The organism is Saccharopolyspora sp. 6V, assembly GCF_020176785.1.
Taxonomy (GTDB): domain Bacteria; phylum Actinomycetota; class Actinomycetes; order Mycobacteriales; family Pseudonocardiaceae; genus Saccharopolyspora_C; species Saccharopolyspora_C gregorii.
In genome coordinates this window covers 1-14714 of sequence record NZ_JAIUKB010000089.1, presented here as the reverse complement: position 1 = coordinate 14714, position 14714 = coordinate 1, and the positions used below count along the sequence as shown (strand labels likewise).

General features: G+C 73.2%; 16 protein-coding genes. 3 read left to right on the top strand and 13 right to left on the bottom strand.

Translation table 11 applies throughout. The features are described 5' to 3' along the window. Positions 1-48 precede the first annotated feature (48 nt). The 5 genes from LCD35_RS17870 to LCD35_RS17850 form a co-directional block, all read right to left on the bottom strand. Positions 49-1614, bottom strand: coding sequence for an AbgT family transporter (locus LCD35_RS17870; RefSeq protein WP_224956539.1), 1566 nt, complete (start codon positions 1612-1614; stop codon positions 49-51). Positions 1615-1806: 192 nt separating this feature from the next. Further along, positions 1807-2799, bottom strand: coding sequence for an NADPH:quinone oxidoreductase family protein (locus tag LCD35_RS17865; RefSeq protein WP_224956540.1), 993 nt, complete (start codon positions 2797-2799; stop codon positions 1807-1809). A gap of 54 nt (positions 2800-2853) precedes the next feature. After that, positions 2854-3459: a TetR/AcrR family transcriptional regulator gene (locus tag LCD35_RS17860; protein ID WP_224956542.1), complete on the bottom strand. Its 606-nt coding sequence runs from the start codon at positions 3457-3459 to the stop codon at positions 2854-2856. Positions 3460-3487: 28 nt separating this feature from the next. After that, the gene (locus tag LCD35_RS17855; RefSeq protein WP_224978006.1) at positions 3488-4267 is read right to left on the bottom strand and encodes an SDR family oxidoreductase; all 780 of its coding nucleotides are present in this window, start codon (positions 4265-4267) and stop codon (positions 3488-3490) included. Then, positions 4267-5019 carry an SDR family oxidoreductase gene (locus LCD35_RS17850; protein WP_224956544.1) on the bottom strand — a complete coding sequence of 251 codons (753 nt, stop codon included), beginning with the start codon at positions 5017-5019 and terminating at the stop codon, positions 4267-4269. Before LCD35_RS17850 ends, LCD35_RS17855 begins: the two co-directional genes overlap by 1 nt. A gap of 426 nt (positions 5020-5445) precedes the next feature. On the opposite strand from LCD35_RS17850, the gene LCD35_RS17845 reads away from it, so the two are divergent. Beyond that, on the top strand, positions 5446-6030 hold the full coding sequence (locus LCD35_RS17845; protein WP_224956545.1) for a DNA-binding protein: 585 nt from the start codon (positions 5446-5448) through the stop codon (positions 6028-6030). Between the two features lie 34 nt (positions 6031-6064). Further along, the gene (locus LCD35_RS17840; protein WP_224956546.1) at positions 6065-6721 is read left to right on the top strand and encodes an RES family NAD+ phosphorylase; all 657 of its coding nucleotides are present in this window, start codon (positions 6065-6067) and stop codon (positions 6719-6721) included. A 60-nt stretch (positions 6722-6781) separates the two neighbouring features. Here the strand turns inward: LCD35_RS17840 and hisG are convergent, their stop codons facing one another. After that, entirely contained in the window at positions 6782-7642 is an 861-nt protein-coding gene (gene hisG / locus LCD35_RS17835) for an ATP phosphoribosyltransferase (protein ID WP_224956547.1), read from the bottom strand. Positions 7643-7906: 264 nt separating this feature from the next. Here hisG and LCD35_RS17830 point away from each other — a divergent pair, with 264 nt between their 5' ends. Then, the gene (locus LCD35_RS17830; protein WP_225044492.1) at positions 7907-8338 is read left to right on the top strand and encodes an NUDIX domain-containing protein; all 432 of its coding nucleotides are present in this window, start codon (positions 7907-7909) and stop codon (positions 8336-8338) included. On the opposite strand, the gene metK is transcribed toward LCD35_RS17830, so the two are convergent. The 7 genes from metK to LCD35_RS17795 all read right to left on the bottom strand — a co-directional run bounded on the left by metK (position 8339) and on the right by LCD35_RS17795 (position 14516). Beyond that, positions 8339-9511 (bottom strand): methionine adenosyltransferase, encoded by a 1173-nt coding sequence (metK, locus tag LCD35_RS17825; RefSeq protein ID WP_224956558.1) that lies wholly within the window; start codon positions 9509-9511, stop codon positions 8339-8341. Positions 9512-9553: 42 nt separating this feature from the next. Beyond that, the gene (coaBC, locus tag LCD35_RS17820; RefSeq protein ID WP_224956549.1) at positions 9554-10804 is read right to left on the bottom strand and encodes a bifunctional phosphopantothenoylcysteine decarboxylase/phosphopantothenate--cysteine ligase CoaBC; all 1251 of its coding nucleotides are present in this window, start codon (positions 10802-10804) and stop codon (positions 9554-9556) included. Between the two features lie 13 nt (positions 10805-10817). Further along, complete coding sequence (rpoZ, locus tag LCD35_RS17815; RefSeq protein ID WP_224956551.1) at positions 10818-11111, bottom strand: DNA-directed RNA polymerase subunit omega; 294 nt, start codon at positions 11109-11111, stop codon at positions 10818-10820. A 97-nt stretch (positions 11112-11208) separates the two neighbouring features. After that, positions 11209-11811: a guanylate kinase gene (gmk, locus tag LCD35_RS17810; RefSeq protein ID WP_224956553.1), complete on the bottom strand. Its 603-nt coding sequence runs from the start codon at positions 11809-11811 to the stop codon at positions 11209-11211. Further along, positions 11808-12125, bottom strand: coding sequence for an integration host factor, actinobacterial type (mihF, locus tag LCD35_RS17805; protein ID WP_184484996.1), 318 nt, complete (start codon positions 12123-12125; stop codon positions 11808-11810). The genes gmk and mihF overlap by 4 nt, the downstream gene beginning before the upstream one ends. A gap of 595 nt (positions 12126-12720) precedes the next feature. Next, positions 12721-13377, bottom strand: coding sequence for a hypothetical protein (locus LCD35_RS17800; protein ID WP_225044504.1), 657 nt, complete (start codon positions 13375-13377; stop codon positions 12721-12723). Then, positions 13374-14516: a serine/threonine-protein kinase gene (locus tag LCD35_RS17795; RefSeq protein ID WP_225044491.1), complete on the bottom strand. Its 1143-nt coding sequence runs from the start codon at positions 14514-14516 to the stop codon at positions 13374-13376. The genes LCD35_RS17800 and LCD35_RS17795 overlap by 4 nt, the downstream gene beginning before the upstream one ends. Positions 14517-14714: the final 198 nt, after the last annotated feature.

The window sequence follows — 14714 nt, the reverse complement described above, 5'->3', positions numbered from 1 at the left end:
TCCTGCCGCCGGGAACGGTGCGCCCGGAGGGTTCCCCGCGGCGGCGCTTCACAACCTGATGCCCATGCCCGGCCCCAGCGGCAGGTCCGCGAAGTAGAAGGAGGTCAGCACCAGGGCCCACAGCAGCCAGAACGGCACCACGAACGGCGCCATCCGCGCCACCAGCGTGCCGAGCCCCGCCTGCGGTTCGTAGCGCCGCAGGTAGCCCAGGATAATGATCATGTAAGGGTTGAGCGGCGTCATGATCTGCGTCGCCGAGTCGCCCACCCGGAACGCGGCCTGCGCGAACCCCGGTTCGAAGCCCAGCAGCGCGAACATCGGCACGAACACCGCCGCCATCAGCGTCCACAGGCTCGACCCGGAGATGATGAACAGGTTCAGCACCGACGCCAGCACCATGAACCCGAGGAACGCCGGGAAACCCGCCAATCCCAGCGCCCGCAGCAGATCGGCACCGCCGACGGCGAGCGCCGCGCCCAGGTTCGTCCAGTTGAACAGGCCGATGAACTGGCCGAGCATGAACGCCAGCACCAGGAACCCGGTCAGGTCCCGCAGCGCCGCCGCCATCAGCTTCGGCACGTCCCCGGCGCCGGTGACCGCCCCGGACGGCACGCCGAACGCGATGCCGGGCACCAGGAACGCCAGGAAGATCAGCGTGGTGACCGAGTCCAGCAGCGGCGACTCCGGCAGGAACCCGCCCGCGTCGTTGCGCAGCGGCGAACCGGCCCAGAGCACCAGCGCCAGCACCGCCACGACGAGCACGGCGGCGGCGATCCCCGCCCAGCACAGCCCGCGCCGCTCGGCGGCGGACAGGGTGGCGGTGAGCTGCTCGGGCGCTTCGCCGCCGGTCCCGGTCCCGCTCTCCTCCCGCGGCACCCCGGCCCGCACCAGCCGCGGCTCGATGATCCGGTCGATCAGGAACCCGGCCAGCAGCGCCAGCACGATCGAGGACACCGCGTTGAAGTAGTAGTTCGACACCGGCGTCACCGTCGTACCCGGGTCCGGCAGGATCGAGGCGACCTCGTTGCTGATCCCGGAGAACAGCGCGTCCAGGCTCGTCACCACCGGCGCGGTCGAGTACCCGGCGCCCGCGGCGGCGAACCCGCCGAGCAGCCCCGCCACCGGATGCCTGCCCGCCGCCTTGAACACGAGCGCGGCCAGCGGCGGCACGATGATCATCGCGGAGTCGGCCATCACGCTGGAGGTGATCCCGACGAACCCGACCGCGTAGGGAAGCACCCAGCGCGGTGCCCCGCCGAACGCGGCCCTGATCAGCGCGGTGAGCAGCCCGGTCCGCTCGGCCAGCCCCACCCCGAGCATGATCGTGACGACGGTCTCCAGCGGCGGGAAGCCGATGAAGTTCGCCGGCATCTCGGTGAACAGGAACCGCAGCCCCTCGCCGGACAGCGCCGCCCGCACCGGCGTGTCCTCGGCGGCGCCCGGGATCCGCACCGAGACGCCGAACGCGGCGACCGCGGTGGAGACCACGGCGACGAGCACGAACAGCAGGGCGAACAGCAGGAACGGTTCGGGCAGCCGGTTTCCCGCCCGTTCGACGAGGTTGAGCACCCGGTCCAGCCGGGTCTGCTTCGCGGATGCGGCGGTGTCGGCCATGCGATCTCCAGCTGCGCGGCGGCGGTCGGCTCCCCGGCACGGCCGGAGGACGCTGGGGGGGAACCTAGTCCTCCGGCCGCGCGCGGTGAAGCGTTCCGGGTCGATCGCGACGCCGTCGGCCGCCGGCGCGCGCGCCGGGTCGCCACGCCCGCCGGTGCCCGCGGGCCACCGGCCTCGTCGAGGTGCCTCCGGTCAGCTCGCCGCGGCGTCGTAGGCGACGCGCCCGACGGTGCTGCCCTCGCCGACCCGGCGGACCGCGTCGGCGACCGCGTCCAGCGGCAGCCGCTCGCTGATCAGCGGCCGGATCAGCCCCTCATCGGCCAGCCGGGTCAGGTCCCGGTGCGCGTCCACCACCAGCTGCGGGTTCCGCTCGTTGTACAGGCCCCAGTGCAGGCCCACGATCGAGTAATTCTTGATCAGCGCGTGGTTCAGCCCGGGCGTGGGGATGGTGCCGCCTGCGAAGCCGATCACGAGGATGCGGCCCTCGAACGCGATGCACTTGGTGGACTTCGCGTAGGTCTCGCCGCCCACCGGGTCGTACACCACGTCGGCGCCCTTGCCACCGGTGAACTCCTTGACGACGGGCACGAAATCCTCGCTGCGCCGGTCCACCACCAGGTCGGCGCCGAGTTCCGCGGCCACTTCGGCCTTCCGCGGCCCGCCGACGACGCCGATCACCTTCGCCCCGGCGGCCTTGCCGAGCTGGATCGCGGCGGAGCCGACCCCGCCCGCGGCGGCGTGCACCAGCAACGTCTCCCCCGCACGCAGGTTCGCGCGGCGGTGCAGTCCGAAGTGGCCGGTCTGGTAGCCGATGAACAGCGAGGCGGCTTCCGCGTCGGACAGCGACTCCGGAGCCGGGAAGGTGCGCGGCGCGTCCATCAGCGCCAGCTCCGCGAACCCGCCGGTGGGCAGCGAGGCCGAGCCGAGCACCCGGTCGCCGGGGCTGAAGTCCGCGACGCCCTCGCCGACCTCGACGACCTCGCCGCACAGCTCCACGCCCGGGGTGAACGGCAGCGGCGGCTTGATCTGGTACTCGCCGCGGCACAGCAGCACGTCCGGGAAGTTCACCGGCGTCGCCAGCACCCGCACCAGCAGCTGCCCCGGACCCGGCCGCGGGTCGTCGACCTCGTCGAGCCGGAGCACGTCCTGCGGTTCACCGTTCTCGTTGAGCCGCCACGCCTTCACACAACACCTCCGCATCGAGGAGCACCGCCGCTCCTCGGTCGTGCCCGCGACCGGTCATGGCCGCAGGGATGCCAGCAGCAGATCCGCGAAGTGCTCGCCGATCTGCTCGCCGGTCAGCTCGCCGTCCCGCCGGAACCAGGTGCCGAGGTGGTGCACGGAGCCGAAGAAGAAGTCGACGACCAGCTCCGCGGACTTGTCCGCGCGGAACACCCCGGCCGCCTGGCCCTCTTCGATCAGCGCCCGCACCCGCTCGTGGTAGCGGCGGCGCTGCGCGCGCACCTCGGTGCGCTTGTCCGGGTGCAGCAGGTGCATCGACCGGAAGAAGATCACCGTGTCGTCCAGGTTGGCCGCGGTGGTCGCCACCACGTCGGCGGCGACGGCGTGCAGCCGCTCGGCGACCGGCGAATCGCCTTCGGCCTCCTGCTCCATCCGCGCGGTCTGCACCCGCAGCAGCCGCGCGTAGATCTCGTACAGCAGGTCGTCCTTGGAGCCGAAGTAGTGGTACATGGCGCCCTTGGTGACCCCGGCGGCGTCCACGATCTGCTGCACGGAGGTCGTTTCGAACCCGTGCTCCGCGAACAGCCGCGTCGCCGCCGCCAGCAACCGCTGCGGCACCGTCTCGGCGACCTCCGGTGCCGTGCGGACCTCCGTGCCGGCCATGTGCGCCTCCTCTTCTCCGCCCACCAGGCTATCGACCGGCTGATCGGTCCAGTCCGCGCTGGAGCTTGCGCATGCCGCCGTGCCACTTGGCGGGATCGGTGGAGCGCAGCGCGTAGTAGTCGGCGACCTCGGGGTGCGGCAGGACCAGGAACCGGTCGTCGGCGAGCGCGGCCAGCACGTCGTCGGCTACCTGGTCCGGTTCGATGGCGGCGTCCGCGAGCAGCTTCCTGCCGGTCTCGCCGGTGCCGTCGAGCAGGTCGGTGCGCACGCCCTGCGGGCACAGCGCCTGCACCACGATCCCGCGGTCGGCGTAGGTGATCGCCATCCACTCGGCGAAGGCCAGCGCGGCGTGCTTGCTCACCGAGTACGGCGCGGAGCCGAGCATGGTGAGCAGCCCGGCGGCCGAGACGGTGGCCAGGAACCGGCCTTCGCCGCGCTCCAGCCACTGCGGCAGCAGCGCCCGCGCGGCCCGCACGTGCGCCATGACGTTGACCTCCATCGAGCGGGCCCACGCCGCTTCCGGCGCCTCCGGCCCGCCCTCGTCGGCGACCCCGGCGTTGGCGCAGAACAGGTCGATGCGCCCGTGCCGCTCGGTGGCGGTGCCGACGAGTTCGGCGACGCCGTCCTCGGTCGCGGCGTCCCCCGGCACGGCGAGCCCGCCGATCTCGGCGGCGACCGAGCGTGCCGCGGCGGCGTCGAGGTCGTTGACCACGACGGACGCGCCCTCGCCCGCGAACCGGCGGCACAGCGCCGCACCGATGCCGTTGCCACCGCCGGTGACGACCGCGACCGCCCCGTCCAGCCGCATCACACGCCTCCGGTGAGGGTGAGCCCGCCGTCGAGGGTGAGCACCTGCCCGGTGATCCAGGAGGCCTCGTCGGAGAGCAGGTACGCGGCGGCGGCGCCGATGTCGGCCGGCTCGCCGAGCCGCTTGAGCGGGTAGGCCCCGGTGACGCCCTCCTCGTCCTCGGCGTAGAGCGCGGTCGCGAAGCGGGTCTTCACCACGGCGGGCGCCACGGCGTTGACCCGCACGTTCGGCGCCAGTTCGACGCCGAGCTGCTGGGTCAGCAGCGACAGCATCGCCTTCGTCGCGCCGTAGTAGCCGATGCCCGGCGAGGGTCGATGACCCGCGACGGAGGACACGTTGAGCACCGAACCGCCGTGCTCGGCCATCCACGCCCGGTGCACCCGCTGCGTCCAGGTCAGCGCGGAGAGCACGTTGACCTCGAAGGTCTTGCGCGCCACCCCCGGTTCGACGTCGATGACCGGCCCGTAGGCGGGGTTGATGCCCGCGTTGTTGACCAGGACGTCGATGCGGCCGTGGTCGGCGAGGGTCCGCTCGACGACCTCGGCCTGGTGGTCGGGGTCGTCCACCTTGCCGGCGATGCCGCGGGCGTGCTCGGCGCCGAGGGCGGCGACGGCCTCGTCCAGGGGTTCGGGTTTGCGGGCGGTGAGGACGACCTGGGCGCCTTCGGACACCAGGCGTTCGGCGATGCCGAGCCCGATGCCGCGGCTGGCGCCGGTCACGATCGCCACCCGGCCGTCGAATCGCTTGCTCATGCACTGCTCCCACTCGAAAGACCGACCAGTCGGTACGGGCCAGTGAACGGCGTGCCGCGGGTTCCCGTCAAGCCCTCGGGCGCCCGCTGCGACGTTCACCCGTGGCCGCACCCCCGACCAGCCCACTACCCGACCGAACCACCCGTCCGGCCCTGGACTTCACCTCGCGCAGTCGCTCCCGCTCGGCGATCTGAGACGGTCGCGGCTGATCCACTGCGGACTCGCCAGCAAAAACGGAGATCATTTCCAGTTCCGGGCGAGGATTTTCCGCCGGAACCGCCACATCGCCCGATAGGTTCGCCCGGGTCCTCCGTCAGCCGGATGGACGCGGCACGCTGTGCGACACGCCTGCTACATATGGTGATTCACCATTGCGGAGCGCACGATCGCGCACACGTTTGGCCCAGAACGCGCTACGCTGGAGACATGACAGTCGCGCTGGAGACCATCCTGGCCCGGGCAGGACTGCGGGTCACCGCCAACGAATTCCTCTCGCTCGTGGAAGACGCAGCGAAGCGGCTCATCACGCCGCAGGTCGATCCTTCAGCGCACTTCACCACCGCCGAGCGCGAAGCCCTCGCGGAAGCCGGGCTCGACCTCGCACCGCTGGCCACCGACGAGACCGATCCGCGCGCCCGCACGGTAGCCGAGCAGGCCGTGCTGCGCGATACCGCGCTGTCGGTCAACCAGGCCGCCGAGCGCATCGGCGTGGACTCCAGCCGCATCCGGCACCGCATCGGCGACGGACGGCTCATCGGCTGGAAGGACCGCGGCGGCTGGCGGCTGCCCGCCTGGCAGTTCAGCGACGACGACGTGCTCCCCGGCCTGGAGACGGTGCTCGCCGGCATGCCGCAGGACCAGCCCGCGCTGGTGCTCGCGAAGTTCATGACGACCGCGCAGGACGACCTGGAGCTCGGCGACCGCCCCGTCAGCCCGCGCGAGTGGCTGCTCGCGGGCGGCAGCGCGCGCCGCGTCGCCGACCTCGCCTCGGCGATCGGCACCCCGGCCTGACCGGCCCCGCACCGCGAACCCACCAGGACACCAGTTGGCAAGACTCCCCCAGCCGCCGGCGCCTGCGGTACTGCAGGCGATGCTGCGCCGCACCGAGGACGTGATCGCGGTGCCCGCGGGAACCCGGCTCGCCCGGGTGTTCACCTCCGGCGGCAACCACCCGCAGCAGTGGGACAGCTTCCGCTACGCCGGACCGCTGCCGCACGCCCGCTTCGACCCGCACCTGCCCAACACCCAGGGCGGGCCGACGGTCACCCGCGAGCACGGGGTGCTGTACTTCTCGCTGTCGGTGCGCACCTGCATCGCCGAGGTCTTCCAGGCCACCTCCACGGTGGACCGCCGCACCCGCAAACCGCACCTGGTGCTGTTCCGGCCGCGGCGCACGCTGCGGCTGCTGGACCTGGCCGGGCTGTGGGCGACCCGCGCCGGCGCCTCCCAGGCGATCAGCAACGGTCCGAAGGAGCGCACCCAGGCGTGGGCGCGCAGCATCCGCGCGGCCTACCCGGAGCTCGACGGGCTCTGGTACCGGTCGGCGATGGACGGCGGCAACCCGTCGCTGTGCCTGTGGGACCCGCCGTCGGCCTCGGCGCTGCCCGACGCCCCCGACGTGCTGCTGCCGCTGGAGCACCCGGGTCTCGACGTGCCGCTGGGCCGGGTCTGCAAGGACCTGAACTACACGCTGCTGGACTGAGTCCGCAGGCGAGCGGCCGCCCCGACCGGCGTGGCCGGACGGCCGCTCACCCGACCGGGATCAGAGGCGGCAGGCTTCGAGGGGCGTGACGAGGATGGCGCGGGCGCCGGCCGCCCACAGCGAATCCATGATCGTCTGCGCCTGGTGGCGCGGCACCATCACCCGCACCGCCACCCAGCCCTGCTCGTCGAGCGGGGACACCGTCGGCGCCTCCATGCCCGGCGTGATCTTGCGGGCGGCGTCCAGGGACGCGGTCGGGCAGTTGTAGTCCATCATCACGTACTGCCGGGCGATGAGGACGCCGCGCAGCCGCTGGATCAGCTTCTCGATCGCCTGCTCGCTGTCCGCGGGCAGGTCGCGGGTACCGCGCACCAGCACCGCCTCGGAGCGCAGGATCGGTTCGCCGACGGTCTGCAACCCGGCTTCCCGCAGCGAGGCCCCGGTCTCCACCACGTCCGCGATGGCGTCGGCGAGCCCCAGCTCGACCGCGGTCTCCACCGCGCCGTCGAGCTCGATGATCTCCACCTCGATGCCCAGGTCCGCGGCGGCGGCCGAGACCAGCGGCGCGAACGAGGTGGCGATGCGCTTGCCGTCGAGCTCGGTCAGCGCACCGAGCCGCCCGGTGGGGGCGGCGAAGAAGAACCGCGACACCCCGAAGTCCAGCGGCAGCAGTTCGGTCGTGCTCACGTCGGTTCCGGCCGCCTGCAACAGGTCCTGGCCGGTGATGCCGACGTCGAGCACCCCGCTCCCGACGGTGCGGGCGATGTCGGTGGGCCGCAGGAAGACGAACTGGACGTCGTTGGCCGTGTCGGTGGCGAACAGCGCCTTGTGCTCGCGGTGCACGCGGTAGCCCGCGTCGGAGAGCAACTGGATGGCGGGACCGCTCAACGATCCCTTGTTGGGCACGGCGACCCGGAGCATGGTGGTTCCTTTGCGGATTCGGTGGTGCGGGACGGCCCCGGTTCAGGCGGGGCGGCGGGGCGTTCCACCCGCGACGCGCTGCGGGCGGAACCCGCTATGGCGTTGACCACCGCACATCGAACCGTCTCCTCCTCGCCAGCCGTTCTTCTTCCGCCTGGAATGGTGGCACACCGACCGCTCCGGACGGCCCGCGACATGTCGGTGCTCACGTCCGCCTCGTAGGCTCGGGGCTCGTTCTCCGCCCGACGGTGAGGATCCGCGCGCATGCCCGACCGCCATCTCGTCGACGCCCACGTCGCGCTGCTCCGCGGCTCACGCGTGCTGCTGAGCAAGCGCCGCGGGGACGCCTTCGACGGTTGCTGGCACCTGCCGTCCGGCAAGGTGGACGCGGGCGAGGACGTGCTCTCGGCCGCGGTGCGGGAGGCCGATGAGGAGGTCGGGGTGCGGATCGACCCGGCCGACCTGGTGCACGTGCACTCGGTGCACATCACCGGGCCGGGCCAGGAGCCGCGGTTCGGCTTCTTCTTCCGCACCTCGCGCTGGTCCGGCGAGCCGGTGAACCGGGAGCCGGAGAAGTGCCACGAGCTCGGCTGGTTCGAGCTGGACGCGCTGCCGGAGCCGATGATCGGGTACGCGGCGGTGGGCCTGCGCGCGCTGGGCGGCGGTCCCGCGTTCTCGGTGCACGGCTGGGATTGATCAGATGGCGGCGCGCAGCGCGTCGGCCCGGTCGGCGCGCTCCCAGGGGAACTCGACGTCGGTCCGTCCGAAGTGGCCGTACGCGGCGGTGGGCGCGTAGCGGACCCGCAACAGCCCGAGGTCGCGGATGATCGCCGCGGGGCGCAGGTCGAAGACGGCATCGATGGCGGCCCGGATCCGTTGCGGGGCAACGGATTCGGTGCCGAAGGTCTCCACGAACAGCCCGACCGGCGCCGCGGTGCCGATCGCGTAGGCCACCTGGACCTCGATGCGCCGGGCGAGCCCGGCGGCGACCACGTTGGTCGCGACCCAGCGCATCGCGTAAGCGCCAGATCGATCCACTTTGGACGGATCTTTGCCGGAGAAGGCGCCGCCGCCGTGCCGGGCCGCCCCGCCGTAGGTGTCCACCACGATCTTGCGCCCGGTGAGCCCGGCGTCGCCCATCGGCCCGCCGAGCACGAACCGGCCCGTCGGGTTCACCAGCGTCCGCGCCGCCGAGACGTCCAGGTCCAGCGCGGCCAGCTCGGGGCCGAGCACCAGTTCCCGCAGCTCCGCGTCGATCCGCGCCTCGTCCACGCCGTCCGCGTGCTGCGCGGAGAGCACCGCGGTGTCCAGGGCCACCGGCCGGTCCCCGTCGTAGGCGATGGTCACCTGCGTCTTGCCGTCCGGGCGCAGGTGCGGCAGCAGCCCGTCCTTGCGCACCGCGGCCAGCCGCCGGGCCAGCCGGTGCGCCAGCGCGATCGGCACCGGCAGCCGCTCCGGGGTCTCGTCGCAGGCGTAGCCGAACATGATCCCCTGATCCCCCGCTCCCTGGCGGGCCACCTCGTCGTCGACGCCCCGCACCCGGGACTCGTAGCCCCGCGCCACGCCGCGGGCGATGTCCGGGGATTGCGCGTCGATGGCGACGTTCACCCCGCAGGAGTTCCCGTCGAAGCCCTTCGCCGAGGAGTCGTAGCCGATCTCCAGCACCCGCCGCCGCACCAGGCCCGGGATGTCCACGTAGGCCTCGGTGGTGATCTCGCCGACCACGTGCACCTGCCCGGTGGTGACCATCGCCTCGACCGCCACGCGGGAGAGCGGGTCCTGGGCGAGCAGCGCGTCGAGCACCGCGTCGCTGATCGCGTCGCACACCTTGTCCGGATGACCTTCGGTCACCGATTCGCTGGTGAACAGCCGCCGCACGGTCCACCCCCTGGGAACGGGTGCGGCCCGGGCTCAGCCCTGCTCGAACCGCCGCGTCACAGCATCCCACAGCCGGGCCGAGAGCAGGGACTTCGCGCCGTGCGGTAGCGGTGTCTCGGTGCCGTCGGTGGACAGCAGCCAGCCCGCGTTGTCCTCCATCTCGAAGGCCTTGCCGTCACCGACCGCGTTGACCACGAGCAGGTCGCAGCCCTTGCGGCCGAGCTTGCGGCGGCCGTGTTCGAGGACCGTCGTGTCCGGATCGCCGGTCTCGGCGGCGAAGCCGACGACCGCGCCGACCTGGATCCGGCCGTCGCGGCGCCGCTCGACGAGCTCGGCGAGGATGTCCGGGTTCCGGGTCAGCTTCACCGGCGGCGGATCCGCGTCCACCTTCTTGATCTTGTGCTCGGCGAGGTCCACCGGCCGGAAGTCGGCGACGGCGGCGGCCATCACGACCGCGTCCGCCCCGTCCGCCTCGGTGAGCACCGCCTCGCGCAGCTGCTCCGCGGTGCCCACGTGCACCACCCGCACCCCGGCCGGTTCCACCAGGTCGGCGGTGTGCGCGGAGACGAGCACCACCTCGGCGCCGCGGTGCGCGGCCACCCGGGCCAGCGCGTAGCCCTGCCGCCCCGAGGAGCGGTTGCCCAGGTAGCGCACCGGGTCGAGGGGTTCCCGGGTACCGCCCGCGGAGATCACCACGCGGCGGCCTTCCAAGTCCCGCGGCAGCGCCGCGGCCGAGGACAGCAGCAACCTGCCCAGGTCGACGATCTCCACCGGGTCCGGCAATCGGCCCTTGCCGGTGTCCTTGCCGGTGAGCCGACCGCTGGCCGGTTCCGCGACCACCACTCCCCTGGCCCGCAACGTGGCCACGTTCTGCCGCGTCGCCGGGTGCTCCCACATCTCGGTGTGCATCGCGGGCACCACCAGCACCGGGCAACGGGCCGTGAGCAGCGTCGAGGTCAGCAGGTCGTCGGCGAGGCCGTGCGCGGCCCGCGCGAGCAGGTCCGCGGTGGCCGGCGCGACGACGACGAGATCGGCTTCCTGGCCGAGCCGGACGTGCTGGACCTGGTCGACGTCGGTGAACACGCCGGTCCGCACCGGGTGCCCGGACAGCGCCTCGAAGGTCGCGGCGCCGACGAAGTGCAACGCCGCCTCGGTGGGCACCACCCGCACGTCGTGGCCGGATTCGGTGAACCGCCGCAGCACTTCGCACGCCTTGTAGGCGGCGATGCCACCGCTGACGCCGAGCACGACCCGCGGGCGCTCCCCGGAAGGTTGCTGAGTCACGGGACTTCTCGGCTCACTCGCCTTCGGTGTGTTCCAGCACGCCGGCGTGGATCTCGCGCAGCGCGATGGACAGCGGCTTCTCCCGCGGGCCCGGCTCCACCAGCGGGCCGACGTACTCCAGCAGGCCCTCGCCGAGCTGGGCGTAGTAGTCGTTGATCTGGCGGGCGCGCTTGGCCGAGTAGATCGCCAGCGCGTACTTCGAGCTGACCTGCTCGAGCAGGTCGTCGATCGGCGGGCTGGTGATGCCCTCGGGGGAGGTCAGCGAGGACCGGCTGTTGAGGGCGGCGAGCGCGTTGGGGGTGGTCACGTGGTGGCTCCTGCTCTGAACGAAGAAGGCGGTGGACGCCGGTGCGTGGACAGCGGTGGCTGGCGGCGGGCGCCGACCCGGCGTCCGAGCGCGGGGCTCAGACCCGGCGACCGGTCACCAATCGTATCAATTCGCTGGTCGCCGACCGCACGTCGGCGTTGACCACGGTGTCGTCGAACTCCGGTTCGGCGGCCAGCTCCTCGCGCGCGGTGCGCAGCCGGGCCTCGACCACCTCGGGATCCTCGGTGCCGCGGCCGGTGAGGCGCTGCACGAGCTCTTCCCAGGACGGCGGCAGCAGCATCACGAGCCGCGCCTCCGGCATCGACCGGCGGACCTGCCGGGCTCCTTGCAGTTCGATCTCCAGCACGGCGTCCCGGCCCGCGGCGAGCGCGTCCTCGACGGGGCCGCGGGGAGTGCCGTAGCAGTTGCCCGCGTACCGCGCGTGTTCGAGCAGCTCGCCCGCGGCGACCATCCGCTCGAACTCGGAGACGCCGACGAAGTGATAGTGCGCGCCGTCCACCTCGCCCGCCCGGGGGCGGCGAGTGGTCACCGAAACGCTGAAGTAGATCTCCGGTGCCCGTTCGCGCAGTTCGTTCAAGACGCTGGACTTGCCGACGCCGGAAGGACCGGAGACGACGGTGAGCCGGGGCCCGTCCTGGCGGACCGACCCCGGCTCGACACCGGTACGGGTGTCGATCACTCGGCGGCGAACTCGGTGAGCAGCGCCTTGCGCTGACGCTCACCCAGCCCGCGGAGCCGGCGGCTGTTCGCGATCTCCAGCCGCTCCATGATCTGCTGAGCGCGGACCTTGCCCACGCCGGGAAGGGCCTCAAGCAGCGCGGACACCTTCATCTTGCCCAAGACCTCGTCGTTGTCGGCGGTGTCCAGGACCTCTGCCAGGCTGGTTCCACCGCGCTTGAGGCGCTCTTTGAGCTCGGCTCGGGCGCGACGGGCGGCAGCCGCCTTTTCCAAAGCTGCTGCCCGCTGCTCCTCGGTCAGCTGGGGAAGGGCCACCATGTCCTCCGTGATGTGGGGTTTCTCTTGATCGGTGCGGCGACGGTACCGAGTCCCGCCCACCGGGTTCCACGCGGGTCCGGCTTGTCGAGCGGGCGTTCCGGGGGAAGATCCCGCCGCCTGACCCCGGGGGCGGCGCGTACAAGGGGTGCACGAGCACTGGGGCCGCTGCAACTACTACCAACAATGGCGCTGAAGTGCACTAACCTGGCAGAAAACTCTTCCGATCTGTCCGATTTCCGGGCGGTTGAGCGACACGGGGGTCGTCCGCGCAGGTCACAGCGAGACCGATACCACGTCCCGACGAAGTCGATCAAGACCTACCGGCCGGTTCGGTCCGTTCTCGCCACCGATCCCGAGCCGGACTCGGCGGCGGCGGTTCCCGATCACCCGTCCCGAGCCCCGCGGCGGGCGTCCGGCGGGGCAATGAAATGATCTTGATCGGAGCGCGTCACCTCAGGTCGTCCCGGTGGTGCGCGCTCGCCCCCGCCCCACTTCGCGAAGGACGCACCGATGAGCCCCGACAGCGGCGTGCCGCGCGCCCTCCCGGCTCCCCAGCAGGCCGCACGAGGGGCCGCGCGGCGGAGATGACCGGTCAGCCGCCCCGACCGTTCCCGGTGGCTCCCCCGCCACCCCTGGACTCGCTCCGGTCGTCGCCGGAGCCCTGCCCGTTGCCGGTGGCACCCTCGCCGTTGCCGGTGGAGCCCTGCCCGTTCCCGGTCGAACCCCGTCCGTTGCCGGTGGAGCCCCGCCCGTCCCCGGAACCGCTCTCGTCCTTCCCCGGCGAGCCGTCGTCGTCCCCGTCGGCATCGCGGTCCGCGGCGTCGATCACGGCCTCGATCACGTCGCCGAGGGCGGGCGGCGGAGGCGCGGGCACCGGCGGCGGCACCGCGGTCCCCGGCGGTGGCTCCTGGGGAACGGGCACCGGCGGCCCCGGCACGGTGACGACGACCGGGGCGGGCGGTTCGGGTTCCGGGAAGGTGGCGACGTCGGCGGCGATCCGGTCGGCGGCCGCGAGCAGGTCGTGCGCGTAGGCGGCGTCGAGCCCGCCGGTGGCCTGCGCGGCGGCGATCTCCCGGGTGAGCGCGGCGAGCGCGTCCTCGGCGGCGGTCCAGTCGTGGCGCTGCGCGGCGTCCCGGACCTCGGCGACCGCCGCCAGCAGGTCCGCGCGCACCTCGGGCGCCATCGGCGGCGCCGGGGCGCCGCAGGAGGCGAGCAGCAGCGCGGGCACCGTCCACATCGCACGCTTCATCCGCGCACCAGCCCGTCCAGGTCCGCGAGGTCCGCGGGCAGCCGCTCCGCGCCGGGCGGCCCGGATTCGGGCGGGAGCACCGGCCGGTCCGGGACGTCCGCCCCGGGGACCAGCAGGGCGGCGCCACCGAGCAGCAGGAGCAGCAGGCCCGCAGTGCCGAGCAGGAGCGCGCGCCGGCGGCGCGGGCGCGGCGGGACGGGGTCCGCGCCGTGCTCCGCGGTGTCGGCGGAGTCCCGTCGCGGCACCACCGCGTCCGAGGTGCCCACGGGGGTGCCCGCGTCCCCCGTGGCGGCGGTGTCCGCGATGGCAGCGGTGTCCCCGCCGCCCCCGGTCTCCGCGGTTCCGGCGGCGAGCAGCCGCGCGCAGCGCGCGGCGGAGGGCCGCCGCTCCGGGTCGTACGCCGTCATGGCCGGCAGCACCTCGGCGAGCGGGTCCGGCAGCCAGTCCGGGATGCGGGGTTCGCGGGTCAGCCGGGCCACCGCGGCCTCGGTCTTGGTGCCGTCGTACTCGGCGCGCCCGGTGGCGCACTCCAGCAGCACGAGCCCGAGCGCGTACACGTCCGCGGCGTGGTCGACGTCCTCGTCGCGCACCTGCTCGGGCGCCATGTAGTGCGCGGAGCCCATGATCACGCCCGAGTCGGTCACCCGCCCCACGGCGTGCACGAGCCGCGAGATGCCGAAGTCGGCGAGGAAGACCCGCCCTTCGTCGGTGATGAGCACGTTGGAGGGCTTCACGTCTCGGTGCACGATCCCGTTGGCGTGCACGTGGGCCAGCACCTCGGCCAGCCGCCGGCCCAGCTCCACGACCTGCTCGGTCTCGAACGCGCCCGCCCGCAGGGCGGCGCTGAGGGTCCGGCCTTCGACGAGCTGCATGACGAGGTACGGATCGCCGTCGCCGGACTCGGCGCCCGCGTCGTGCACGGCCACCAGACCGGGGTGGCTCAGCCGCGCCAGCAGCCGCGCCTCGTCCTCGAAGCGCCGCCGGGAGGCTTCGTCCGCGTCGGAGCGGAAGATCTTCACCGCGACCGGTCGCCCCAGCCGGGTGCCCCCCGCGCGGTAGACGACGGACATGCCGCCGCGTCCCAGGCGCCTGCCCAGCCGGTACCGCCCGCCCAGCAGCTTCGGAGCCGCGTCGTCCATCCGTCCCTCCGCGGTGCCCGCCCGGACCCACCCGGGCCGCCGATGGGCGCCGACCCTAGCCGATGTGGATCACGCGCAGGAGGCGGAACGACAACGGGGGGGGGGCCCCGGGGGGCCCCCCCGGCCCGTGGCGTTCCTCCGGGGCTCATTCCGGCCACGGAGAATCCCGGATCACCTCGACGAAGTCGCCGCGCACGA

Coding starts and splice junctions, on each gene's coding strand:
- LCD35_RS17845 (WP_224956545.1), top strand. CDS start 5,446: ATGACAGTCGCGCTGGAGACCATCCTGGCCCGGGCAGGACTGCGGGTC.
- LCD35_RS17830 (WP_225044492.1), top strand. CDS start 7,907: ATGCCCGACCGCCATCTCGTCGACGCCCACGTCGCGCTGCTCCGCGGC.
- LCD35_RS17850 (WP_224956544.1), bottom strand. CDS start 5,019: ATGAGCAAGCGATTCGACGGCCGGGTGGCGATCGTGACCGGCGCCAGC.
- hisG (WP_224956547.1), bottom strand. CDS start 7,642: ATGCTCCGGGTCGCCGTGCCCAACAAGGGATCGTTGAGCGGTCCCGCC.
- LCD35_RS17800 (WP_225044504.1), bottom strand. CDS start 13,377: ATGAAGCGTGCGATGTGGACGGTGCCCGCGCTGCTGCTCGCCTCCTGC.
- LCD35_RS17870 (WP_224956539.1), bottom strand. CDS start 1,614: ATGGCCGACACCGCCGCATCCGCGAAGCAGACCCGGCTGGACCGGGTG.
- LCD35_RS17860 (WP_224956542.1), bottom strand. CDS start 3,459: ATGGCCGGCACGGAGGTCCGCACGGCACCGGAGGTCGCCGAGACGGTG.
- LCD35_RS17795 (WP_225044491.1), bottom strand. CDS start 14,516: ATGGACGACGCGGCTCCGAAGCTGCTGGGCGGGCGGTACCGGCTGGGC.
- LCD35_RS17855 (WP_224978006.1), bottom strand. CDS start 4,267: ATGCGGCTGGACGGGGCGGTCGCGGTCGTCACCGGCGGTGGCAACGGC.